This window comes from Streptantibioticus ferralitis (assembly GCF_029223525.1).
GTDB lineage: Bacteria > Actinomycetota > Actinomycetes > Streptomycetales > Streptomycetaceae > Streptantibioticus_A > Streptantibioticus_A ferralitis.
Genome location: NZ_JARHTQ010000038.1, coordinates 40569 through 62850, shown reverse-complemented (window position 1 = coordinate 62850; position 22282 = coordinate 40569). Strand labels below are relative to the sequence as shown.

The 22282-nt window shown below is 69.4% G+C and carries 17 protein-coding genes and 1 pseudogene; 8 read left to right on the top strand and 10 right to left on the bottom strand.

All coding sequences use genetic code 11. The features are described from left to right. Window positions 1–299: 299 nt before the first annotated feature. Window positions 300–2426 (bottom strand): aminodeoxychorismate synthase component I, encoded by a 2127-nt coding sequence (pabB, locus tag P2L57_RS34860; RefSeq protein ID WP_275821611.1) that lies wholly within the window; start codon window positions 2424–2426, stop codon window positions 300–302. A 44-nt stretch (window positions 2427–2470) separates the two neighbouring features. Then, window positions 2471–3244, bottom strand: coding sequence for a methyltransferase (locus P2L57_RS34855; RefSeq protein ID WP_275821609.1), 774 nt, complete (start codon window positions 3242–3244; stop codon window positions 2471–2473). 225 nt (window positions 3245–3469) lie between these two features. On the opposite strand from P2L57_RS34855, the gene P2L57_RS34850 reads away from it, so the two are divergent. Beyond that, entirely contained in the window at window positions 3470–5479 is a 2010-nt protein-coding gene (locus P2L57_RS34850; protein WP_275821607.1) for a helix-turn-helix domain-containing protein, read from the top strand. Here P2L57_RS34850 and P2L57_RS34845 read toward each other — a convergent pair. Next, window positions 5467–6696: an IS701 family transposase gene (locus tag P2L57_RS34845; protein WP_275821605.1), complete on the bottom strand. Its 1230-nt coding sequence runs from the start codon at window positions 6694–6696 to the stop codon at window positions 5467–5469. The two genes, P2L57_RS34850 and P2L57_RS34845, sit on opposite strands and share 13 nt — an antisense overlap. A 462-nt stretch (window positions 6697–7158) precedes the next feature. On the opposite strand from P2L57_RS34845, the gene P2L57_RS34840 reads away from it, so the two are divergent. From P2L57_RS34840 to P2L57_RS34815, 6 genes are all read left to right on the top strand, one after another. Further along, window positions 7159–8166: an NADPH:quinone reductase gene (locus P2L57_RS34840; protein ID WP_275821603.1), complete on the top strand. Its 1008-nt coding sequence runs from the start codon at window positions 7159–7161 to the stop codon at window positions 8164–8166. Between the two features lie 91 nt (window positions 8167–8257). After that, complete coding sequence (locus tag P2L57_RS34835) at window positions 8258–8800, top strand: SRPBCC family protein (protein ID WP_275821601.1); 543 nt, start codon at window positions 8258–8260, stop codon at window positions 8798–8800. Window positions 8801–8843: 43 nt separating this feature from the next. Then, window positions 8844–10478 (top strand): class I adenylate-forming enzyme family protein, encoded by a 1635-nt coding sequence (locus P2L57_RS34830; RefSeq protein WP_275821599.1) that lies wholly within the window; start codon window positions 8844–8846, stop codon window positions 10476–10478. A 139-nt stretch (window positions 10479–10617) separates the two neighbouring features. After that, a complete protein-coding gene (locus P2L57_RS34825) occupies window positions 10618–12597 on the top strand; it encodes an FAD/NAD(P)-binding protein (protein ID WP_275821597.1) in 1980 nt (659 codons plus the stop codon). Then, window positions 12594–14006 (top strand): nitrosuccinate lyase, encoded by a 1413-nt coding sequence (locus P2L57_RS34820; RefSeq protein WP_275821595.1) that lies wholly within the window; start codon window positions 12594–12596, stop codon window positions 14004–14006. The genes P2L57_RS34825 and P2L57_RS34820 overlap by 4 nt, the downstream gene beginning before the upstream one ends. Before the next feature lie 32 nt (window positions 14007–14038). Beyond that, window positions 14039–14395 (top strand): MFS transporter, encoded by a 357-nt coding sequence (locus tag P2L57_RS34815; RefSeq protein ID WP_308292548.1) that lies wholly within the window; start codon window positions 14039–14041, stop codon window positions 14393–14395. Between the two features lie 10 nt (window positions 14396–14405). On the opposite strand, the gene P2L57_RS34810 is transcribed toward P2L57_RS34815, so the two are convergent. From P2L57_RS34810 to P2L57_RS34795, 4 genes and pseudogenes are all read right to left on the bottom strand, one after another. Next, window positions 14406–14936 (bottom strand): hypothetical protein, encoded by a 531-nt coding sequence (locus P2L57_RS34810; RefSeq protein ID WP_275821593.1) that lies wholly within the window; start codon window positions 14934–14936, stop codon window positions 14406–14408. A gap of 360 nt (window positions 14937–15296) precedes the next feature. After that, complete coding sequence (locus P2L57_RS34805) at window positions 15297–15701, bottom strand: recombinase family protein (RefSeq protein ID WP_275821591.1); 405 nt, start codon at window positions 15699–15701, stop codon at window positions 15297–15299. Between the two features lie 83 nt (window positions 15702–15784). Next, a complete protein-coding gene (locus tag P2L57_RS34800; protein ID WP_275821627.1) occupies window positions 15785–16591 on the bottom strand; it encodes a hypothetical protein in 807 nt (268 codons plus the stop codon). A 252-nt stretch (window positions 16592–16843) separates the two neighbouring features. After that, window positions 16844–16987: pseudogene (locus tag P2L57_RS34795) on the bottom strand (helix-turn-helix domain-containing protein); the annotation flags it as partial. 263 nt (window positions 16988–17250) lie between these two features. Between P2L57_RS34795 and P2L57_RS34790 the strand changes: the two are divergent. After that, window positions 17251–17838 carry an HD domain-containing protein gene (locus P2L57_RS34790; RefSeq protein ID WP_275821589.1) on the top strand — a complete coding sequence of 196 codons (588 nt, stop codon included), beginning with the start codon at window positions 17251–17253 and terminating at the stop codon, window positions 17836–17838. A gap of 392 nt (window positions 17839–18230) precedes the next feature. Here the strand turns inward: P2L57_RS34790 and P2L57_RS34785 are convergent, their stop codons facing one another. From P2L57_RS34785 to P2L57_RS34775, 3 genes are all read right to left on the bottom strand, one after another. Then, window positions 18231–19715 carry an MFS transporter gene (locus tag P2L57_RS34785; RefSeq protein WP_275821587.1) on the bottom strand — a complete coding sequence of 495 codons (1485 nt, stop codon included), beginning with the start codon at window positions 19713–19715 and terminating at the stop codon, window positions 18231–18233. A 221-nt stretch (window positions 19716–19936) separates the two neighbouring features. Beyond that, complete coding sequence (locus P2L57_RS34780) at window positions 19937–20428, bottom strand: RrF2 family transcriptional regulator (RefSeq protein WP_275821585.1); 492 nt, start codon at window positions 20426–20428, stop codon at window positions 19937–19939. Between the two features lie 104 nt (window positions 20429–20532). Then, on the bottom strand, window positions 20533–22104 hold the full coding sequence (locus P2L57_RS34775; protein ID WP_275821583.1) for a class I adenylate-forming enzyme family protein: 1572 nt from the start codon (window positions 22102–22104) through the stop codon (window positions 20533–20535). Window positions 22105–22282 lie beyond the last annotated feature (178 nt).

Genomic DNA, 22282 nt, shown 5'->3' with positions numbered 1-22282 from the left:
CGGCGTCCGTGCGGGCGTCAACGGCGAACAGCCCCGACGGCGCGCTCTCGCCGGCGCCGGGTGCGTCGGGTGGGGGCGCGGCTGGTTCGGCGGACCGAGGCTTGCTGGGATGCAGCTGGCCTGGTGGGGCTGGGGTCATCGGGTTGTGCCACCCCACCGGGGGCGGGAGTCCCACCCCACCGGGGGTGTCGGGGGCTTGTCCCCGATGGATCATCCCGCCGCGACGGTGAGCAACCCCCGTGGTGCGGAACGGCGGAGGGGAACTCACCGCACCCCACCAAGGCTCGGCCGGCCCCAGGTCACCGCGCTGTCGCCGCCGCGGGGGACGCGACCCCCCGACGCCGGCGCGGAAACTCCGCGCCAGTCAGGCACACGAGCGGAACCGCCTTCACCGCAGTCTCCTCGAACTCCGCCTCCGCGTCGGAGAGCGCGATGATCGCACCGCCCACCCCGTAGCGGACCCGGTCAGAAGTGACCACCGCGGTACGGATCACCACGTTGAGGTCGGCCGCGCCGCTCAGCGAGAAGTAGCCGATGGCGCCCGAGTAGACCCCGCGCGGCCCGGCTTCCAGACGGTCGATGATCTGCATGGTGCGCAGCTTCGGCGCTCCGGTCATCGACCCGGCGGGGAAGGCGGCTCGTACGCAGTCGACGGCCGAGCTGTCCTCGCGCAGCCGGGCCCGGACTGTGCTGACCAGCTGATGGACGGTGGCGTAGGTCTCCACCTGGAAGATGTCCTTGGCCTGGACCGAGCCGACCTGCGCGCAGCGACCGAGGTCGTTGCGGACCAGGTCCACGATCATCAGGTTCTCCGCGCGGTCCTTCTCGTTGGTCATCAGGTCGGTCATCAACTTGGTGTCCTCCATGGAGGTCTCGCCGCGCGGTCTGGTGCCCTTGATCGGCTTCGACTCCGCGACGCCGTTGCGGTCGATGCGCAGGAACCGCTCCGGCGAGGCGCTGAGCACGCTCACCCCGCCGAAGCTGAGCAGCGCGCCGAACGAGGTCGGGGTGGAGCGGCGCAGCAGTCGGTAGCCCTGCCACGGGTCGAGGGCGCCGTGCGCCTCGGCCATGTTGGTCAGGCAGACCTCGTAGGTCTCACCGGCGGCGATCTCCTGCTGGCAGACGTCGATCAACTCCAGGTAGGCCTCGCGGTCATGGCGCAACCGCAGCTCACCGAGCGGCTCCTGGGGCCCGGCCCACCGCGGCCGCCGGTCCGCGATCTTGTCCAGTCGCTCGGCCGCGTCGGCCAGCCACGCGCGGGCGGCGCCCTCCTCGCCGTCCTCCACGAGGGCGAGCAGATAGCTGGTGCCCTCGTGGTGGTCGAAGACCAGCGCTCGGTCGCTGAACACCATGACGGCGTCGGGCTCTTCGGAACGGTGCGTTCGGTCGCCACCGCATTCGGCCTTCAGCTCGTAGCCCAGGTATCCCACCCAGCCGAGCGCGAAGTCGAAGGGCAGCTCCGGTACTTCGGTGTGCGTTGCCCGCAGGTCACCGTCGAGCCAGGTCAGGAACTCACCGGTGACGATCTCGGTCGAGTCGGTGGACCGCACCGTCACCGTGCTGCTCCAGATGTCGGCCGTGGCCACCCTGGACAGCGGCCCGGTGGCGTCCCCCATGATCGAGAATCGTCCGGTGCCGGGGTCACGGCGGCTGCTGTCCAGCCAGTACGCGTGGTCACCGCCGCGGAACAGCTCGTCGAAGGCCACCTCGTCGTTCCAGCGGGTGTCCAGGGCCTCCACCAGAACGCGCAGTTGCCGCCGCTCCGCCCGCTGGGCGCGTACCGGCGCAGCTGCCGGGGCCGGTGCGGCCAGTGCGGTGCCCAGCGGAAGTACGCGCGGGGCGTGGCGACGGTTGGGTTCGCTCAACTGGCGGAAATTGTCCAGCAGTTGCAGACCGTGGGTGCCGCCGATCGACTCGGGGTGGAACTGCACGCCCCACAGCGGGCGCTCCCGGTGCCGGATCGCCATCAGGATGCCGTCCGGCGTCCACGCGGTCGCCTCCAGGACGCTGGGCAACTGGTCGACGGCGAGCGAGTGGTAGCGGACCACCTCGAACGGCGAGGGGATTCCGGCGAACAGCTCGGTCTGCGTGTGCACCACGGACGAGACTCGTCCGTGGTACGGCTGTGGTGCCCGCGCCACCTGTCCCCCGTGGAACAGCGCCAGCCCCTGGTGTCCCAGGCACACCCCGAGCATCGGTGGTTCGCCGCGCTCCAGAACCTCAGCGCAGATCCCGAAGTCCGCACCCCGCCCCGGGTTTCCGGGTCCGGGCGAGATCACCACGTTGTCGAAGTCCCGCAGGTGCTCGATCCGCCACCGGGGGTCGTCGTTGACCACGACCTCGGGCTGTCGGCCGTTGACTTCGGCCAGGAGATGGAAGAGGTTGTAGGTGAACGAGTCATGGTTGTCGATCAGCAGAGTGCGCACGAAATTCCCCCGTCGTCGCTTGTCTGGTGTCGGTGTACGTGAGGTTACGAACGGGTCCGCACGGGCTCGCGGTTCCCCTCGGCGCATCCGAGGCGGGCGTCCCCACGCTCCGGTGTGACGGTCACCTCGATGAGCATGTGCTCAACGTGGTGTTCGCCTTCCTGGACCGGAACGCTGTGCAGCATTCGCAGTCCGCGCCCGCACTCACCGGCTATCCGCAGCAGGCTGACCAGATCGCCACGGGTGCAGAAGTGGAGCAGGACCGAGCCGTTCGGGGTGAGCCGGTTCGGCGCCTCGGCCAGGAACCGGCGATGTGCGGAGTATCCGGGGTCCACGTAGGCGCGTTCGTGGACGGAGCCGTACTCATAGGCCTCGGGCGCGAGCACGTAGTTCGAGCTCCAGAAGATGGTGTCGAAGCGTTCGTCCTGGTCGAGCCCGTCGAACAGGTCGCTGTCCACGGCGCGGACCAGGTTGTCGACGCCGTGCCGGGCCGCGTTGAGCTCCGCGTTCCGCACCGCCTCGGGGTTGATGTCCGAGGCCACCACGCGATCGCACCCGGCCAGGGCGCTGGAGACGGCGATGATCCCCGTACCGCAGCCGACCTCCAGCATGGATCCCGTACGCGGGACGGCCACGCTCTCGGTGAGGCCGAGCAGGCCCATGGCGGTTTCCGTCGACGGCGAGTAGATCGGCGCGAACACGTTGGGGAGGAGATCCCAGTCGCGACCGTACATGGTGAACGTCGACGGCCGGTCCTGGTTCCGGAGCGCTTGGCGGCTGCGCTCCAGGGAGCGTTCGTAGTTGCGTACCTCCTGCATGACCATCCCCCATGGACTGTTTGAGTGGGTCGGCGCCGAACGCGTCGACTGCCCCAACTCTTTCCTGGCGGGTGGGTCTGTCGGAAGGTGGTCCAGTAACACGCTTGGTCAGCGGGCATGGTGATCCGGTCACCTTCACCGAAACGGTCATGTCCAACGGGCGGGTGCATAACGATCACAACGGGTTGACTCCCGACAGCAGCGATGCGTAACTTCCGGGCATGTATGCCATGGCTCACAGCCGTGCAGCCGCGGGGGAACGAGAAGGTGGGGGACATCGTGGCGCAGGACCGGGCGTGGGCGGGGAATGGCGCGTACGCCGTGCTGGAGCTGCTGGCAAGCGAGGCGCCACCAAGTCAGTTCGACGTCCTTGTGTCGCAGGCGCGCGAGAAGGGTGCCACCGACGAGGAACTCGAGAGCCTGGAGGACGCCAAACGGCTTGCGGTGGCTATCTCCGCGGAGTTGGAACAGCGCAGACAGCGCGAGGCCGGCTTCACCGCCCTCGTCGACACCGCTCGCGAACTGACCGCACCGCATGATCTGGATGCCCTGCTCAACGTCATCACCAGGCGCGCGCGCCTGCTGCTCGGCGTGGACATGTCGTACATCAGCTTCCCTGACGACGAGGGTGGATACGTCTATGTACGTACGACCTCCGGGCACACATCGACGCTCACCGTGGGTCTGCGGCTGCCGGACGACGCCGGGCTGGGCAGCGACGTCCTGACCAATCCCGCGCCGTTCTGGACGCCCGAATATCTCGCGGACGACAGGATCCGGCACAGCGAGGTCATCGACGAAGTGGTCAGGGCGGAAAAACTGCACGCCGTCATGGCGGTGCCGCTGAGCCATGGGACGAAGCCGTTCGGTGCTCTGTACGTTGCCTCTCGCAGCGTTCGCCACTTCACCGCCGACGAGATCTCACTGATGAGTTCGCTCGGTGACCTCGCGGGCGTGGCCATCGAGCGGGCGATGCTGCTGGACCGGACCGCCGCCGCGGTGACCGAACTGGAGTCGCAGAGCTCACGCACCAGGGCGCTGGTGGTCGGGCTGAAGGAAATCGACGACATCCACAACACCCTCATCGAACTGGTCCTGAGCGGTGGTGACTTACACGCCGTGGCCCAGGAGGCGAGCCGAAGACTCGACGGTGCCGTGCGAATATGCGCGGCCAACGGGGCGGCCCTGGCGACTGCCGGCGAGATGCCGGAAGGCGAGCCGGACGCCGTCGTGTTGGCCACCATGGACGCCCATGTCGCCCACCGCCCGGTGCCTTTGGAGAACGGTCTGTGGGCGGCACCGATATCCGCGGGCAACGAGGACCTGGGCACCCTCATCCTGCGCCCCGACCGCGTGCTCCGCGATCGCGAGGAGCAGCTGCTGCGCCTGGTCTCCCAGGCGGCGGCCGTCCAGATGCTGTTGCAGAACCGCACCGCCTTCGCCGAAGGCCAGGTACGCGACGAACTCCTCGATGATCTGCTGGCCAGCCCGCCGCGCCCACCTCAGCAGATGGAGAAGCACGCGCGGCGGCTCGGCATCGACCTGAACGAACCGCATGTCGTCGTCATCGCCCGACCGGAGGGCGAGTCCCTGGGGAAGGCGGCCATCTGGGCCTCCTCGTACACGCACCGCATGAGCGGCCTGAAGAGCATGCGCAACGGCTGTGCGGTCTTCCTGCTCCCGGGGACGGACGCGGGGGCCGCTGCCCGGGCGGTGAGCGATGAACTCTCGCCGCTGCTCGGCCATCAGCTGACCACCAGCGCCGCCGGTCCCGTGACGAGTCCCGGATCGGTGTTCCACGGCTACCAGGAGGCGCTGCGCTGCCTTGACGCGATGACCTCGCTCGGGGCCATCGGGCGTGCCGCGTCCGCGCGGGAGTTGGGATTTCTGGGGGTGCTCCTCTCGGACAACCATGACGTCGAGGGATACATCGACTCGGCGATCGGGCCGGTGCTCGACTACGACCGCCTGCGGTCGACCGAGCTCACCCGGACCCTGGAGGTCTACTTCGAAGCAGGTGGCAGTCCCACGTACGCGGCCAAGAAGCTGCATGTGCACCCCAACACGGTGGCCCGGCGACTGGAACGGATCAGTGAGTTGATCGGGCCGGAGTGGCAGCAGCCGGAGCGGGCGCTTGAGGTGCAGTTGGCGCTGCGGCTGTCCCGGGTGCGCTCCGGCCTGCTACGCCGTGGTTCCGGCACGGCCAAGGAGCGCTCCGCGGATCAGGACACGTAGCTCATCTCGCGCTCGGCCGCACCCGCCAGCGCCGCCACCGCATGTGCCCCCGAGGCGAGGGTGGCATGCCGGTGCCAGCCGCTGAACGAGCGGCCCGCGTAGTCGCGGATGCCGACCTGGTCGGCGATCTGCATGAAGTCGCGGTCGACCCGCCGGGTCAGCTTGCTCAGGCGCAGCAGTGCCGCGGGGTGAACCGCCGTCAGATCGGTCAGCCAGAGCTCGGCGGGCATGCTCCGCCCGGTGTCCCACTCGCCCAGCAGCACCAACTCGCCGTTTCGGGAGACCCGTTGCGGCCCGGTGATCCGGGTGGGGCGGGACGGCACCCGGACCCGGATGGCGGCGGCCAGGCTGGTGCGCATGCCGCTTCCGGGGCCGTGGTCGGACCACATCACGGGGCGGCGCATGTCCTTGATGGACATCATGATCTGGTGGGCTGCCATCGGCTCGGCGGTGCGACCGGCCAGCGTCGGGTCGGCGGGGGTGAGCGGCTGGCTGGGGTTGATCCGTACCAGCAGCGGCGCACCGGCGGCGCGGAGTCTGCCGACGGTCGACATGGCGTCCGCCTCACGGGCGTCCATCACCACCGGCCGTACCGGAAGCCCCCAGCCGTGCGCCATCTCAAGGTACGCCTGGACCGCGCAGTCGCCCAGCGACTCCGCGTCCAGCCCCTCCGGGATGGATGCCCGGCTGCGGCGGTCGGAGTCGTCGATCCAGGCCTTGGAAAGGTGCAGCCGCCAGTTGACCGGGCTGCTCATGTCCTCGGTGGCCGCCCACACGCCAACTGCCTGCTGGGCGTTGAGTACCTGACCCAGTGCGGACGAGTAGCGGCGGTCGACGCCCACCGAGTGCTCTCCGGCCTTGGGTGTCACCATGGGCCGCACCACCCAGGCGTGCGGCGGTGTGTCGCGCACCAGGTAGTGGGCGAGCGCCCGGCGCACCGGAGCCCAGTCCCAGGTGGAGCTGCAGACGAAGTGGTGCAGGCTCTGCTCGGTGGCCTGTCCGCCGCTCAGTGCCGCGATGTTCCTTATCGACTTGCGTCCCTTGGCCTCCAGCAGGCCGCGGACGTAGTCCATGCCCTTCCTGCGCTGGTCGCTGCGGGGCAGCGAGGTGAACAGCTCGGCGCACAGTTCGCTGAGCAGCGCGTCGTAGGCCCTGGCATAGCTGGGTTCGTGCGTCTGCCGGCGCGGTGTGCTCGGAAACGAAGCGATACCACTCATCGATATCCCCCATCTCGACTAGACGGACAGCCTGATGAATGCACCTCAACGGTGCGCGTGACGGCTGCGTCCCGCCCAGGTGCGCAGAGCACACGGGTGCGTCGGCGGGTGGTGGCCGGACCACCACCCGGTGGGGGTATCCCGGCGTCGATCTCCCGTTATGGACGGGTGGGGGTGTGCCCGGACCACCATGGCCCGATCCGGGGGCGCGGCGGGGGTGCCGATGCGGGCCTCCGGCCGGCCGGTGACCGTGCCCGGGTCTGGTCCGGCGAGCAGGGCCGGGCCCGGCGCCGCGCCCGGTCCTCCGTTTGGTCGCCGTAACGCCGCGCCGCCGCGCGCCGCGCGCCGGGCCGCCGGGCCGATGGTGGTCGGATGGCGGTCGGGCGGCGGTGCGGGGCGGACCTGACACACCCCGCGCGCACCTGCCCGCGGGCGCTGGGGCCGCGTTCACAATCCATGACCATGCGTGCCGCTTATATCGAGCAGCTCGGCCCACCGGAGATCATCCGCTACGGCGAGCTGCCCACTCCGCAGCCAGGACCGAATGACGTGCTCGTGGACGTCACGGTCGCCACCGTCAACCACGTGGACACCTTCGTCCGGTCCGGTGCGTGGCGCACCCCGGTCGAGTTCCCCTTCGTCATAGGCCGCGACCTGGTCGGTACCGTCGCCGCGGCCGGACCCGGCGCCCCCGGGTTCGCCGTCGGGGACCGGGTGTGGTGCAACAGCCTCGGCCACGGCGGCCGCCAGGGCGCCGCCGCCGACCAGGCGGTGGTCCCCGTCGACCGGCTCTACCACCTGCCCGACGGGGTGGACCCGGGTGACGCGGTCGCCATGGCCCATCCGGCCGCCACGGCCTACCTCGCCCTGTTCACCCACGGCCGGATGCGGCCGGGGGAGACCGTGGTCGTCCTCGGCGCCGCCGGGAACGTCGGCGCCGCGGTGGTGGTGATGGCCGCCGAGGCGGGGGCCCGGGTCATCGCGGTGGCGAGCGCACGGGACGCCGAGTACTGCCGGTCGCTGGGCGCCGCCGAGGTCATCGACTACCGGGACCCCGATGTGCCCAAGCGGGTTCTGCAGGCCAGTGCGCACGGCGTCGACCTGCATGTGGACACCGCCGCGCACAACGATCTGGACACCGCGGTCGGCCTGTTGGCGAAGCGTGGCCGGATCGTGCTGCTGGCCGGGATGCGGACCCGTCCCGTCCTGCCGGTGGGACCGCTGTACCTCAAGGACTGCTCGGCGGTCGGATTCGCCATCTCACAGGCGACCACCGCGGAGCTCGCGGAGGCCGCGGTGGCCATCAACCGGCTGCTGGCCAACGGCCGGTTGCGGCCGCGCCGGACCAGGACGCTGCCGTTGAGCGAGGCCGCGGAGGCGCATCGCGCGGTGGAGGCGGGGGAGGCCCACGGAATTCGGCTGATTCTGCGGACCGGTACCGCACCCGCCGGGTCTTCTTCTGCCGAGTAGTGATCAACAACATTCGTGTTGAACGGCAAACCTGACGGACCCTTACCGCATCCCTTTCCTGGTGTGGCAGTTCCTCTGGAGGATTGCGGACATGAGCCAATCCATCATCGAAATCTCGCCGCTTTTCGAACTCCGCGCCGACATACCTGTCTCGGCCACTCCCGACGAGGTCTACTCCGTGGTCAGCGACCTGACCCGCAGCGCCGAATGGAGCCCCGAATGCCGGGGTGGCGAGTGGATTTCCGGTGAGCCGCGCACAGTTGGCGCGGTCTTCCGAGGGGAAAACGACCGCAGCGAGGAGGTCGTCGCCTGGGCGCCGCTGATCCGCGGTATCTGGTACACCGAATCCAAGGTCATCGCCGCCGAACCCGGCCGTACCTTCCGCTGGATGATGCTCACCCACGCCCGCGAGGACCAGGAAAGCATCTGGGGATTCGACATCGAGCCCGCGGCCGACGGCTCCGTACTGACCCACCACTTCCGGATGGGCAGGGCCACCGCCGGAATCCACCACATCGTGGCCGACCTGGACGAGGAGCAGCGCAAGCAGTTCGTCGTCGACTGGACCGCCAAGCTGGAGCAGGACCTCGACGACACGCTCAAGCGCATCAAGGACGTCATCGAACAGCGGTGACGCCGCAGTTCCGGCGATCGCCACCTTCCGAGAGGGCGGGTACATGTTTCTGCAACGAATAGGGAACAAGGGGATCCGGCTCGGCACGCTCTTCGAACGAGCGGCGGCCCGGCACCCGGCGAGTCTGGTCATCCTCGACCACGACCTGGACATAGCCCCGGAGCTGGGCCGTCGCGCGACACTGACCGAAGTGGCGGATCTGGTCGACGACTTCGCGTCCCGCCTGTGGGCCGCGAAGGTCCGACCCGGAGAGCGGGTCGTCGTCCACAAGTCCGACAACTTCGACATCTCCCTGCTGGCCTGTGCGGTCGTGCGGGTCGGCGCCGTGCCCGTGCTGCTGTCGCCCAAGCTCGACGGAGCCACCGTCGCCGAACTGCTGCGCAGGGTGGACCAGCCGTTCCTGATCACCGACCAGGCCAAGCTGGAAAACGACCTGCCGGCCGAGGTGTTCGACCTTTCCGAGCGGGTACTGCTCACCTCCGGAAGCTATTCGGGCGCCGCGGAGCTGAAGTCGTTCGCGGGTGTCAAGCGGGTGCCCGCCATCACCATGCCACCGGATTACCCGACGCTCATCACCCACACGTCCGGGACCACCGGGACGCCGAAACTCGCGGTGCACACCGGCCATACGTTCCAGTCCCGTTACCGTCCGCAGGGCACGATCGTCGCCATGGCGGTCAAGAAGCGGGAGCCGATCGCACTGCACGTTTCGTTCGTGCACTCCCGCATGTTCACCGCCATGCCCATTTCCGTGTTGCAGGGGCATCCGCTGATCGTGCTCAGGGACGACGAACCGAAGAGCGTCGGCGAGATCTTCACCCAGGTTCCGCCGGGATTCATCGAGGCACATCCCAACACGTTCCTGCGCTGGGAAGTCCTGGCCGAAGACCCCGGCAAGCCGCTGGCCAACGTGAAGTACTTCAGCAGCACCTTCGACGCCATCCACCCGCGCACCGTGCACACCCTGCTCGGCGCTTCCGAGCGCAAGCAGCCGCTTTTCGCCCAGGCGTACGGCCAGAGCGAGGTCGGTCCGATCGCCGCGCGTACCTACACCAAGAACCGCGGTGCGGACGCCGACGGCCGGTGCGTCGGGCGGCCGTTCCCCGGAATGACCGGAGTGCGGGTGGTGAGCCGGGACGGCAACACCCCCACGAAGAAGTCCCCCGGATACATCGAGGTTTCCAGCAACGGCCGGATCGTGACCTACCTCGGCGAGCACCAGCGCTGGGAGAAGCAGGCCAGCGGCGAATGGTGGCGCATGGGAGACCTGGGCTACCGCACGAAGTGGGGTTGTCTGCACCTGCTCGACCGCGAGGTCGACGAAATCCCCGGTATCGAAAGCACCTTGGAGATCGAGGACAAGCTGTTCGCCCGGATGCCGGAGCTGATAGAGGTCATCATCGTCCAGGACCCGAAGGGCACCCCGGTCCCGGTGGTGTGCACCCGGGACGACGTGCCGCTGGACCAGATCGCCTGGAAGTCCGCGGTGTCCGGGCTGCCGAAGATGGCCCCGCCGGTGCAGTGGCGGCTGGAGGACCTGCCGCAGACCGCGACCACCAAGATCAAGCGGCTGGAACTGGCCCGCCTGGTCGAGGCCCAGAAGCACGACGCGGAGCCGGACCGGCCCGCCGCGGGCCCGGAGCCGCTCGACGCCGAGCCCGAGAAGAAGAGCGCGTAGCGGCCCTCGCCGTCCCCTGCACGGTCATGGCCACGGCCCTCGGCCGATCAACGCGGCGCGATCGCCCGTACGCGATCGTCCGCGGTTCCCCGATGAGTAGTCGACCCCATGCTTCCCTGCCCAGAAACGGAGTGCCCGCATGAGCAGCAGTCATGTCGAGGTCTGCGTCGTCGGTGCCGGACCCCGCGGGCTGTCCGTGGTGGAACGGCTGTGCGCGAACGAGCGGAAGGCGCCCTCGCACGCCACCGTGGTCGTGCACGTCGTCGACCCGTCCGCCCCCGGCGCCGGAACCGTATGGCGCCCGGAGCAGTCCCGCCACCTCCTGATGAACACGGTGGCGTCGCAGATAACCGTCTTCACCGATGACAGCTCGCGGATCGACGGGCCCATAGAGCCCGGACCGACCCTGTACGAATGGGCCGAGAGCCTTTCCGTACTCAGCCAGCTCGACAGCTACGACGAGGAAACCCTGGCCGAGGCCGAGAAGCTCGGCCCGGACTCCTACCCCACCCGCGCCTTCTACGGGCGCTATCTGCACGACAGCTTCCAGCGGGTCGTCGCGGGCGCCCCCGAGCACGTGACCATCCATGTGCACCGGTCCCGTGCCGTGGCCATGGCCGACACACACGGCGTCTCCGGCGGCCCGCAGGGCGTCCGCCTGGAGGACGGCACCCGGCTCAACGAACTCGACGCCGTCATCCTGGCGCAGGGGCACGTACCGGCCCGGCTGACCCCCCGCGAGGCGCGCACGGCGAGCCTGGCCCGCATCCACTACCTCACCTACATCACCCCGGCCAACCCCGCTGACCTCGACCTGAGCGGGATCGAGCCCGGCCAGGCCGTGCTGCTGCGCGGTCTCGGGCTGAACTTCTTCGACCACATGGCGCTGTTCACCGTCGGCCGCGGCGGCCGCTTCGACCGTGTCGGCGACCACCTCGTCTACCGGCCGTCCGGCCAGGAGCCCCGGCTGTACGCGAGTTCGCGACGCGGCGTCCCCTACCACGCCCGCGGTGAGAACGAGAAGGGCGCCTTCGGGCGGTACTACCCGAAGCTGCTCACCGCCGAGTTCATCGCCGGGCTGCGGCAACGCGCCCAGGACGGTGAGCCGCTGGTCTTCGCGACCGAGCTGTGGCCGCTGATCTCCCGCGAGGTGGAGAGCGTCTACTACGGCACCCTGCTGCAGGCCCGGGGCCGCGAGGGCGAACGCGACGCGTTCGTCGAACGGTACCTGGCGCTGCCCGAGGGGCCCGAGCGGGACGGGCTGCTCGACGCGTGCGGCATCGGGATCGCCGACCGGTGGGACTGGGAGCGGCTGTCCAAGCCGTACCTGGGACGGGAGTTCGCTGACCGGGAGGACTTCAAGGCCTGGCTGCTCGACTACCTCGCCAAGGACGTCGCCGCGGCCCGGCAGGGCAACCTCAGCGGCCCGCTCAAGGCGGCCCTCGACGTGCTGCGCGACCTGCGCAACGAGATCCGTCTCGCGGTCGACCACGGCGGCCTGGAGGGCAACTCGCACCGGGACGACCTGGAGGGCTGGTACACCCCGCTCAACGCCTTCCTGTCCATCGGCCCGCCGGTCTCCCGCATCGAGGAGATGATGGCGCTGATCGAGGCCGGGATCCTGGTCATCACCGGTCCCGGCACCCAGATCCGGCTCGACACCACGACCCCGGCGTTCGTCGCCGAGTCCACGGTGGTGCCGGGGCCGCCGATCCGGTCCACCGCGCTGATCGAGGCCCGGCTGCCCGAGCCCGACCTGCGCCGCACCGACGATCCGCTGCTGCTGCACCTGCTGCAGACCGACCAGGCGGCCCCGTACCGCATCTCCGGCTCGCACGGCACGGTCTACGAGACCGGCGGTCTCGCGGTCACCGAGACGCCGTACCGGATCCTGGACGCGCGCGGCCGGGCGCATCCGCGCCGGTTCGCCTACGGGGTACCCACCGAGTCCGTGCACTGGGTGACCGCGGCCGGGATCCGGCCCGGGGTCGACTCGGTGACGCTCGGCGACTCCGACGCGATCGCCCGCGCGGTGCTGGCCCTGCCGCCGGTGGCGCATGTGCCGACGGCGGTCCGTCCGGTGGTGAACGACATCGACCTGACCGGCGTGGTCGTATGACCAGGCCGCCGGACGCCCACGCGGACACCGGGCTGCTGTCGCCGGTTCGGGCCGGAACCCCGGCCGAGGAGGCGGTCTGCGACCAGGCCTGGCTACAGGCCATGCTGGACGCGGAAGCGGCGCTGGCCCGTGCCCAGGCCGGGCTCGGCACCCTGCCGCAGAGCGCGGCGGACGCCATCACCACGGTGGCCCGCGCCGAACGCCTCGACCTGCGGGCCCTGGCGGTCGCCGCACGGGAGACCGCCAACCCGGTGGTCGGCCTGGTCCAGGCGCTGTCCAGGATCGTGGCCGATGTCGACCTGACCGCCGCGGAGTACGTCCACCGCGGATCCACCAGTCAGGACATCTTCGACACCGGCGCCATGCTGGTCGCCGCCCGGACGCTGCGGCTCATCCGGGCGGACCTGGGGCGCACCGCCACCGCGTTGGCCGGTCTCGCCGGGCGGCACCGGGACACGCTGATGGCGGGCCGCACCCTGGCGATGCACGCGGTGCCCACCACGTTCGGGCTGAAGGCGGCGGGCTGGCGGCAGTTGGTGCTGGACGCCGACCACCGTCTCGGCCAGGTACTCGAATCGGGCCTCCCGGTCGCGCTGGGCGGCGCGGCCGGGACCCTGGCCGGGTACCTGGAGTACGCGGCGATCGACGGCGGCGGGCAGCACGGCGGGCGGCCGGACCCGGGCGACTACCTCGACCGGCTGCTGGACGCCTTCGCCGCCGAGACCGGGCTCGCCCGGCCGGTGCTGCCCTGGCACTCGCTGCGCACCCCGATCGCCGATCTCGCGTCCGCCCTGGCGTTCACCGCCGGGGCGCTCGGGAAGATCGCGGTCGATGTGCAGTCGCTGACCAGGACCGAGGTCGGCGAGGTGACCGAGCCGACCGCGCTGGGCCGCGGCAGTTCGTCCGCGATGCCGCACAAGCGCAATCCGGTGCTGGCCACCATGCTGCGCAGCGCCGCCCTGCAAGTCCCGGTGCTGTCGGCCGGGTTGACCCAGTGCCTGGTCTCCGAGGACGAGCGTTCGGCCGGTGCCTGGCACGCCGAGTGGCAGCTGCTGCGGGAGTGTCTGCGGCTCACCGGCGGCGCCGCGCACACCGCGGTCGAGCTGGCCGAGGGGCTGACCGTTCGGGTCGGGCGGATGCGGGACAACCTCGACATGACCGGCAGCCAGGTCGTCTCGGAGCGGATCGCTGCGGTGCTGGCACCGCAGCTGGGGAAGTCCGCGGCCAAGCAGCTGCTGACCTGGGCCTCCACCACCGCGGAGAAGTCCGGGCGCCCGCTGCACAAGGTGCTGGCGCAGGCCCCGGAACTGGAGGGCCGGATCAGCCCCCGCGAGTTGGCCGAGCTGTGCGACCCGGCGTCCTACACCGGTGCGGCCGGGCCGATGGTGGACCGGGCCCTGCAGAAGTGACGTAACGTCAGTTGGGCGAAGCCCGAGGAGGGATGACGAACGAACCGTCCAACTTCGGGCATCGCACGCCGTCCCGTGCCGGGCAACGGATCGAGCGCTGGGATCCGGAGGGCGAGCGCTTCTGGGAGCGCGGAGCGCGGTACGTCGCCCGCCGGAACCTGATCGTTTCGGTCCTGTGCGGACACGTCGGATTCTCGGTGTGGAGCCTGTGGTCGGTCCTGGTGCTCTTCATGTCTCCCAGGACCGGCCTGGGCTTCACGCCCGGCGAGAAGTTCCTGCTGGTGGCCACTCCCATGCTGGCCGGTGCCGTGCTGCGGCTGCCGTACGGATACGCGGTGGCCCGCTTCGGCAGCCGGAACTGGGCGGTGTTCTCCTCGGCCGTCCTTTGAGAGCCTCGGTCTATGCGCTGGCATCGCGCTCGGCCAGCTTCTTGAGCGTCAGAAGCTGCTTGCGCATCATGACAAGATCGCCCCAGGCGAGCAGCCTGCGGCGCAGTCTGCGGGCGAGTGGTCCCCGGGCTTCGGTGACGACCTTGACCACCAGGCGGCAGCCGTCCCCGAGCGGACGCACGGTATAGCTCACCGCCATCTGCCCGTGCGGTTCGGCAAGTTGGGCCGCGAGTACACCGGTGATGTGCCTGTCGGTCGCGAAGCTGGCGATTTCGAAGACGAGGAACGGCTGTCCGACGGCTAGGTCCGGTAGTCCTGAGACAAGTACACGCGGACTCTTGCGTCTGCGGAAGTCGATCCAGTCATAGCTGTACGGCGCGAGGGTCAACTGCCGCAGCCAACGGAAGCCGAGGCTGGGCGGCGCCGCGACGTCGACGGCCCGTGTCCATCCCTCGGCTGGGCCTTCCACGAGACGGTCACATGGGTAGTACGCCTGCTGCTCCGGGCCGGTGACGCCCCAGGTCCTCCCGCTCCAGTCCATGCGGCGAGCCTACGCAAGCATGCTCTCCCGGTAGCCACTTGGGCCACGTCGCGAGTCGGCGGGCGAACCGGGCAGGGTTGGGCCACAAGGGCCGAACGAGCCCGTCGCGTGGATGCCGGCGGCCCGTTGAGGACGGAGCATGCCGAGGAGATCTGGGCACGCGCCACACCTGTCTGGAGGCAGCCGCTACCGCCTGCCAGGCGCCGGCGCCACCGTGCAGGCTTCCCCTCCACCGCTCCGTGTCGCCGCCGATGCGGGCGGATCAGGACAAGGCGGCGGGGAAGTCGCCGGAGCCGAGCTGCACGACTGGGACACCCCGGCCGCCCAGCCCGTCCAACGGGCCCACTCGTCGGGCGGTGTTCATGGGCTGACCGGCCCCGAGGTCAGGCGCCCCACCTGCCGGTGCTTGCCGCTGGGGGTGCGCTTCTCGCCGTCGCAGGTCTCCACCCAGGCGCCGAGCAAGAGCACGTGCCGCGTCATCAGGTCACGGGCCTGTACGTCCCGGCTCAGGCGATCCCAGTCGTAGACCAGGCACACCCGCGGGCAGTCCCCTACGGCCTGCATCGTCCGGAGCAGTGTGTCGAAGGCGGGGCGGCGGTCGTTCGTGAGGGCGTAGTCGCCGCTGTCGCGCCACCAGCCACCGAAGCCCCAGCCATACGTGCTGACGTACTCGGCGCAGGCTTTGAGTCGGCGCTCCAACTCCCTCGTGTCCTGTGTAGCGCAGCGGTCGTAAATGAACACAAGGGGCGTCTGATGGCTTGTCAAGACTGACTCCATGAGCGGTGTGTGGTCGACAACACACAGCCTGCCCACTATGCAACGGGGTGAGTTTCACAAGCCGTGAAACTTCACGCGATGCCCAGCCAGTGAGCCAGCCCGACCAGCGAATCCTTCCGGTACTTCTCCAACTCGATGAGAGTTCGCACCGTTTCCCGGACCTGAGGGTGGTTCCGAGCCTGCTCCGGTGACACCTTCCGGGCAGCCGTGATCGCTGCGATGGCGTTGTCGCGCTGGCCGTAGTCCAGCCAGCCCTTCGCCAGGTCCATGTACCAGCGTCCCGCCCGCACCGGCGCGATCCCGGCCGGAAGCCTCGTCGACTCCGCCAGGCGGGCGACTCGCGGCCCGTCGTACAACTCGACCGCGACTCCCAAGGCGTGAATGTCGACGTTCGTCGGCCCGAACTCCAGCCCATAGTGATTGGCGTCAGCCCCCAGCACCCGGGCCGTGTCACGTGCTTCGGAGATGTGGTCCCAGGCGGCTTGGGCGTTCGAGGCGCGGGCCGCGAACATGGCTGATCGCAGATGCGCGGCCCCGTACACGGAGAGCATCACCGGTTCCATGCGGGCGATGTCGTCGCCGAGGTCACCGCGGATCCTGTCGAGCAGCCGTATGCCGCGGTCGTATGCGGCGGCCTGCATGAATAGTGTGGACCGCTGCCACTGGGTACGGGCCACGCGTAGCGGATCACCAGACTGCTGCGCGGCCCATTGCACCCGGTCCATGCCCAGCGAACGCAGGTCGAACTCGCCGACCGCATAGGCGATCGCGGTGACTCCGGTGTACGCCTCCGACAGCATGCCGAAAAGGCGGTGCTGTTCACGGCCGTCGGCAGCGTGACAGGCAGTGCACAACTCGTCGAGGAGTGCGGGCAGCATCTGCCCAAGCTGCGCATAGCGGGCTCTGCGGCCGAGTAGCGATGCCCCGGCAACGTCTGAGGCGAGGCCTTCGGCCGGGCGAGCCGGCAAATCCTCGTCAGGAAGGTCCCAGGAAAGCAGGGACCGGCGAATATGCGGAATGGTGTTGTGCACGCGACCTTGTCGCGCATCTTCGTAGGGCTGCCCGGTGAGCTGCTCCAGCCTGACCCCGAGGGCACGGGCGGCACCGGCGGTGAGTGACGGACTCGCTGGCTTGTGGCCTCGTTCGACCTGCGCGATGAGGGATTTCGAGCATGGGATGCGCCGGGCCAGCTCGGTCTGTGTCAGCCCTCGTGCCTTACGGGCCTGCGCGATGCGCCGCCCGATCCCCGCCCGATCGTTCAGAGAATCCGGCATCATGAACTCCGTTCCGGCCTCGATGTCCAGAACGGTACTCCCGGCACGCGTCAGAGGCGTGACGATGGGCGTTTGGCTCCCCAGAGCAGTTTGCGGAGTTAGCACGGCGGTGTGGACACGCATACACGGCAACCCGCCAGAGGGCTTGACCTTCAGAGTACGCCGCGCGGCGGAGTTGCAATGCTTCAACGGCCGTAATAAACCGCTGGCTTGGTGACCAGTGCCCCGAGAGGGATGCTCCGTCTCGGAGAGATGGGACAGCGATGGACGACGATTTGACGGCGGTTGCGCGTTTCCTGTTCGAGGCGGGGACGCTCAAGCAGGTTCGCCGTACCGGCTGGTGGATGGCGGGGGTTCGGGATCCGGAGAGCGTTGCCGAGCACTCGTGGCGGACGTCCTTGCTGGCCTCGGTCATCGCCACCCTGGAGGGCGCCGACCCTGCGCAGGCCGCGCATCTGGCCGTGTGGCATGACTCGCAGGAGGCTCGGACCGGTGATGTGAACCGCCTCGGCAAGAAGTACGCGACAGCGGCTGATCCTGTGACGGTGACGGGGGATCAGGTTGCTGGGATGCCCGATGTGCTCGCCAGTGCAGTGCGCGCGACCGTGGCCGAGTACGAGGCGCGGCAGACGCCCGAAGCGATCTGCGCGCGGGACGCGGACAAGCTTGAGTGCCTGCTCCAGGGCATCGAATACCGGTCGCAGGGCTACGAGAACGCCCAGCGGTGGATCGACAGCAGCCGCGGACGTCTGGTCACCAGCACAGCCAGGCGCCTGGCCGATGAATTGCTGTCCATCGGCACGTTGGACTGGCTGCGAGCCGCGATGGGGGAGAAGCCCTCCGAAGCCTGACCCGCGGGGCTTGGGGGCATGGCCGCCAGACGGAGACCCCGCGCCCGGGGGTCGGGGACCTTGCCCCGGAAGGATCCACATCCAGGCGGAACTTGCGAGCAGGGGTCCGGCCTCGCGCCGGGGGGGCCTGGGGTCTCGCCACCAGAAGTCCCGACGAGCAGACCGGACTTGCGAGCAGGGATCCGGCCTCGCACCGGGGGGCCTTGGGGCTCGCCCCCAGACGTCCCCACAAGCAGCAGGAGCTTGCGGGCAGGGATCCGCCCCCGCGCCCGGGGGTCTGGGGGCTTGCCCCCAGAAGTCCCCACAAGCAGGCGGGACTTGCGGGCAAGGATCCGCCCTCGCGCTCCCGGGGGAATAGAGCGCGAGGGCGGAGCTTGGGGGTGGGACGGGGATCAGACCTGGGCCACCTGCTCGTCGACGATCGACGCCAGCTGCTCGGTGGGCTCGATGACGGGAGCCGTCTTCCCGGGGCGCTTGAAGCCCAGGGCGACGACGGTCGTGACCGCGATACCGGCCGCGGCGATGAAGATCGCCTCACGCAGGCCACCCGTGGTGGCCGTACGCAGTGCCTGGCCGGTCAGGCCCTTGGTGCCGGAGTTGGCGATGGCGACCAGGATCGCCAGGCCCACCGCGCCACCGACCTGCTGGGTGGTGGAGGCCACGCCGGAGGCGATGCCCTGCTCCGAGGCGTCGACGCCGATGGCCGCGGCGCCGAACATCAGGGTGTAGCCGGCGCCCTGGCCGAGGCCGAGGACGATCAGGCCCGGGATCAGGACGGCGTAGGAGGCGCCCGCCGACATCGTCAGGCCGACGATCACGGTGCCCACGCCGCCGATGACCAGGCTGGCGATCATGATGGCGCGGATGCCGAAGCGGGTCGCGAACCGACCGGCCAGCTGGGCGCCGGCGGAGATGGCGACCATCGGAACCAGGTAGGCGAGACCGGTCTGCAGGGCGCTGTAGCCGTGCACGCTCTGGAAGTAGACGGTGAGGAAGTACAGCAGGGTGCCGAAGGTGGCCATGTAGAGGAAGGTGACGCCGACGCCGGTGCTCAGGTTGCGGTTGCCGAACAGCCGCAGCGGCATCAGCGGGTCGGAGCTGCGCTTCTCGATGACGAAGAAGGCGAGCAACAGGGCCGCACCGGCGATCGCGGCGACCACGATGGTGGGCGCGCCCCAACCCGAGACCGGGCCCTGGACCAGGGCGAAGACCACGGCGGTCACGCCGACGGTGGCGGTCAGCGCACCGGCGAGGTCGAACTTGCGGCCAACGGCGTGGGCGGCGTCCGGGGCGATCAGCGGGAAAGCGAACAGGATCGCGATGACGGCCAGCGGAACGTTGACGTAGAAGACCGCCTCCCAGCCGAAGGCCTGGGTCAGCACGCCGCCGAGCAGCGAGCCGAGGATCATGCCGCTACCACCGGCGGTGCCCCAGACTGCGAAGGCACGGTTGCGCTCCTTGCCCTCGGCGAAGCTGGTGCCGACCAGCGTCAGGGTGGCGGGGAAGAGGAACGCACCGCCCATGCCCTGCACCGCGCGCCCGGCGATCAGCATCGCGGGGTTCACCGCGAGTCCGCCGATCAGCGAGGCGGCGCCGTAGAGGGAGAGCCCGAGCACGAACATCCGGCGCGGCCCGAACAGGTCGCAGGCCCGCCCGCCGAGCAGCAGGAAGCCGCCGAACGCCACCGCGTACGCGCTGATCACCCACTGCAGGGTCTGCGAGGAGAAGCCCAGCCCGTGGCCGATGTCAGGGAGCGCCACGTAAACGATGTTGTAGTCGATCGAGATGATGAGTTGGGCGAATGCCAACAGGGCCAGCAGCAGGCCCAGGTGGCGGCGCCGCGGTGCCGTTGCGGCGTCTACGGCTGCAGAAGACATTGCAGTCCCTTTCCCTCGGGAGGAGTGAAGCGGTGGAGACGGGCTGATCGGTTCGCATCTGAAGCGGAGGTCATGGCTTTCGGGGTCGGCCTGGTGGGGGCGGGGGACGGGTGGAGCCTGGGACTGTCATGAGCGAGCGGGTTAACGGGATATCAGGCATCCAGGATCACCTCCTATGCGGTGCCTTCCAGGCCGAGGAGTGGCCTTGGGTAACGGTTCGGTCAGGTACGGGAGTTGTCGAACCAGCGGCGGACGCGGGCCGGTGCCTGCGGGGTGCTGCGCTCCACGGCGGCCTTGATGTCGGCCACCGTGCGCGAGGCGAGCTCCTTGCGCCAGACGAACTCGGCGGTCCGCATGGCCTGGGAGACCGCACACGGCTTGCGGTAACCGTCCGCCGCGTCGAGGTCGCCCGCGGGTCCGCGCTGCCGGATCGCGGTGCAGCGGAAGGCCTGTTCAGGGCCTTCGATCGCGGCGATCACATCCATCAGCGTGATCTTCTCCGGCCGCCGTGCGAGCTGGAAGCCGCCGCGTGGGCCGGAGATCGAGGAGACGATGCCCGCCCGTCCCAGGGCCTGCAACTGCTTGTTCAGGTAGGCGGTCGGCAGGTTGTAGAAGGCGGCCAGCTTGGCCGCGGTCACAGTCCGATCCGGCGCGACCCAGGACAGGTTCAGGCAGCAGTGCACTGCCCACTCCACACCTTCGTTTATCTTCATATCCTGGATAATGAATGTCCGGAACATCGTCCACAACCCCCCTCCGGAGAAAGTGTCAGGTCGGCGTACGGCGCGCGATCCGCGCGTTGGGTCAAGTGACCCGCTCAGGAGGCCTGTTCGAGGTCCTCGCGCAGTCGCCGGGCCAGCTCGATGCGCTGGATCTTCGCGGTCGCGGTACGCGGCAGATCGGACAGCCGCATCTCCACGGGGTCGGACATCGGCGCCTGGTCGGCGACCGCCTCGCGCCAGCGGGCGAGGTCCAGCGGACGGTCGTCCTTGGTGCACACCACGGGAACCGGCTGCTGCTCCGGCCCCGGCACGATGACCAACTCGGTCAGCTCCGCCAGCCGGTGCAGCAGGGTGTCCTCCACCTCAAGGGTGCTGTGGATGGTCGGGATGACATCCACCTCACGGTCCAGCAGGTGCAGACAGCCCCACTTGGTGCGGTAGCCGACGTCGTTGCCGCGCCACCACTCATCCATCACCTGCTTGTTGAACCGCTCCTCCTCGCCGTAGTACGTCAACGCCCGCCCGGCGGTGGCCACATCGATGTATCCGGGGGTCTCCCGCGTCGGCTTGGCGCCGTTGCGGCTGACCAGGCGGTACTTGCCGAGCCCCGGCAGCGGATAGCCCTGGCAGCGGCTGTCCATGGTGAGCGCGTTCTTACGGGTGACCGTGCGCCCGGCGATCGGACCGCACTCGCTCTGCCCGTACACCTGGAGGAACACCGGGTGGCGGCGCTTCGAGGCGTGCAGGAACTTGTGCATGGTGCTCGGGTGGATCGCGTCGAACGTGGAGTTGAAGAACCGCACACTGGCGATCGGGTCGCGCGGGTCGTCGAGTATCGCCTCGCACTCCAGGAAGGAGTTGGGGTGGGTCTCGAAGACTCCGGGCCGGTGTTCGACGAGTGCGTCGGCGACCTTGTCGGGCTGGGCGTCCTTCAGGAAGACCATCGGCATGCCGCGTTTGGCCAGCACCGCGAACCCGGGGTACATCCGCGAGTGCACGTAACTCACGTGCATCAGCACCGTCTCGGGCTTGCGGATCATGGACACCACACGGTTCTGCCAGGCCTCACGGGCACCGATCGAGCGTGCGGTGTGCACGACCAGCTTGGGTATGCCGGTCGTTCCCGACGTGTGGGTCATCAGCGCCGGCTGGTCGGCGTCCAGCAGCACCGGCTTGCGTTCCGGTGCGCCCGTCAGGTCGGCCATCGAAACGGCCGCCGGGTGGGAGCCGGTCACCGTGACCACCCGGGCGGTGAGTTCCGGCAACGGGACATCAGCCAACGGCCCGATCAACTTGGCCTCGTCGGTGAGCAGCGAGGCGCCCTTCAGCCGGTCGAGCAGCGCGGCCACGGTCGGCCCGTCCAACAGGGATGACAGCATCACCGGCACCGCGCCGATGCGGGCGGCGGCGCACGCGTAGACGCAGATGTCGAAGCTGGCGGACTTGTGGATCACCACATGCTCGCTCGGGCGCACCCCGGCGGCCCACAACCGGTTGGCGATATCGGCGACATGATGGGCGAACTGCCTGAGGGTCAGCTCCCGGCCAACTCCCAGGCTTTCCAGATCGTGGTCAAGTGTGATCGCCGTGTCGCCATTCTTGACCGCAGCCTGCTCGGCCACGATTCCGAGATAGAGAAGGTTTTTGTTCTTGGGAATCCTAAACATCTGTCCTCTTCCTCAGCGTGAAACCGGCACACGGGTTCGTCGGCACATAACATGCTGGCACCGTGGCGCACGGCGGAGAAAGCGCGTCCCAGGGACTCTGTCACCTTGGTCACACGGCCGCGGTGGGTGTTCGGCACACCTGCGGGGATAACCGCAAGCGTTATCGCGGCACCATGAA

Excerpts from the sequence above, each read along its gene's own strand:
- P2L57_RS34830 (WP_275821599.1), top strand. The coding sequence starts at position 8,844 with ATGTTTCTGCAACGAATAGGGAACAAGGGGATCCGGCTCGGCACGCTC.
- P2L57_RS34840 (WP_275821603.1), top strand. The coding sequence starts at position 7,159 with ATGCGTGCCGCTTATATCGAGCAGCTCGGCCCACCGGAGATCATCCGC.
- P2L57_RS34790 (WP_275821589.1), top strand. The coding sequence starts at position 17,251 with ATGGACGACGATTTGACGGCGGTTGCGCGTTTCCTGTTCGAGGCGGGG.
- P2L57_RS34780 (WP_275821585.1), bottom strand. The coding sequence starts at position 20,428 with ATGAAGATAAACGAAGGTGTGGAGTGGGCAGTGCACTGCTGCCTGAAC.
- P2L57_RS34815 (WP_308292548.1), top strand. The coding sequence starts at position 14,039 with ATGACGAACGAACCGTCCAACTTCGGGCATCGCACGCCGTCCCGTGCC.
- P2L57_RS34845 (WP_275821605.1), bottom strand. The coding sequence starts at position 6,696 with ATGAGTGGTATCGCTTCGTTTCCGAGCACACCGCGCCGGCAGACGCAC.
- P2L57_RS34800 (WP_275821627.1), bottom strand. The coding sequence starts at position 16,591 with ATGCTGCCCGCACTCCTCGACGAGTTGTGCACTGCCTGTCACGCTGCC.
- P2L57_RS34850 (WP_275821607.1), top strand. The coding sequence starts at position 3,470 with ATGCCATGGCTCACAGCCGTGCAGCCGCGGGGGAACGAGAAGGTGGGG.
- P2L57_RS34775 (WP_275821583.1), bottom strand. The coding sequence starts at position 22,104 with ATGTTTAGGATTCCCAAGAACAAAAACCTTCTCTATCTCGGAATCGTG.
- P2L57_RS34820 (WP_275821595.1), top strand. The coding sequence starts at position 12,594 with ATGACCAGGCCGCCGGACGCCCACGCGGACACCGGGCTGCTGTCGCCG.
- P2L57_RS34835 (WP_275821601.1), top strand. The coding sequence starts at position 8,258 with ATGAGCCAATCCATCATCGAAATCTCGCCGCTTTTCGAACTCCGCGCC.
- P2L57_RS34825 (WP_275821597.1), top strand. The coding sequence starts at position 10,618 with ATGAGCAGCAGTCATGTCGAGGTCTGCGTCGTCGGTGCCGGACCCCGC.
- P2L57_RS34855 (WP_275821609.1), bottom strand. The coding sequence starts at position 3,244 with ATGCAGGAGGTACGCAACTACGAACGCTCCCTGGAGCGCAGCCGCCAA.
- P2L57_RS34810 (WP_275821593.1), bottom strand. The coding sequence starts at position 14,936 with ATGGACTGGAGCGGGAGGACCTGGGGCGTCACCGGCCCGGAGCAGCAG.
- P2L57_RS34785 (WP_275821587.1), bottom strand. The coding sequence starts at position 19,715 with ATGTCTTCTGCAGCCGTAGACGCCGCAACGGCACCGCGGCGCCGCCAC.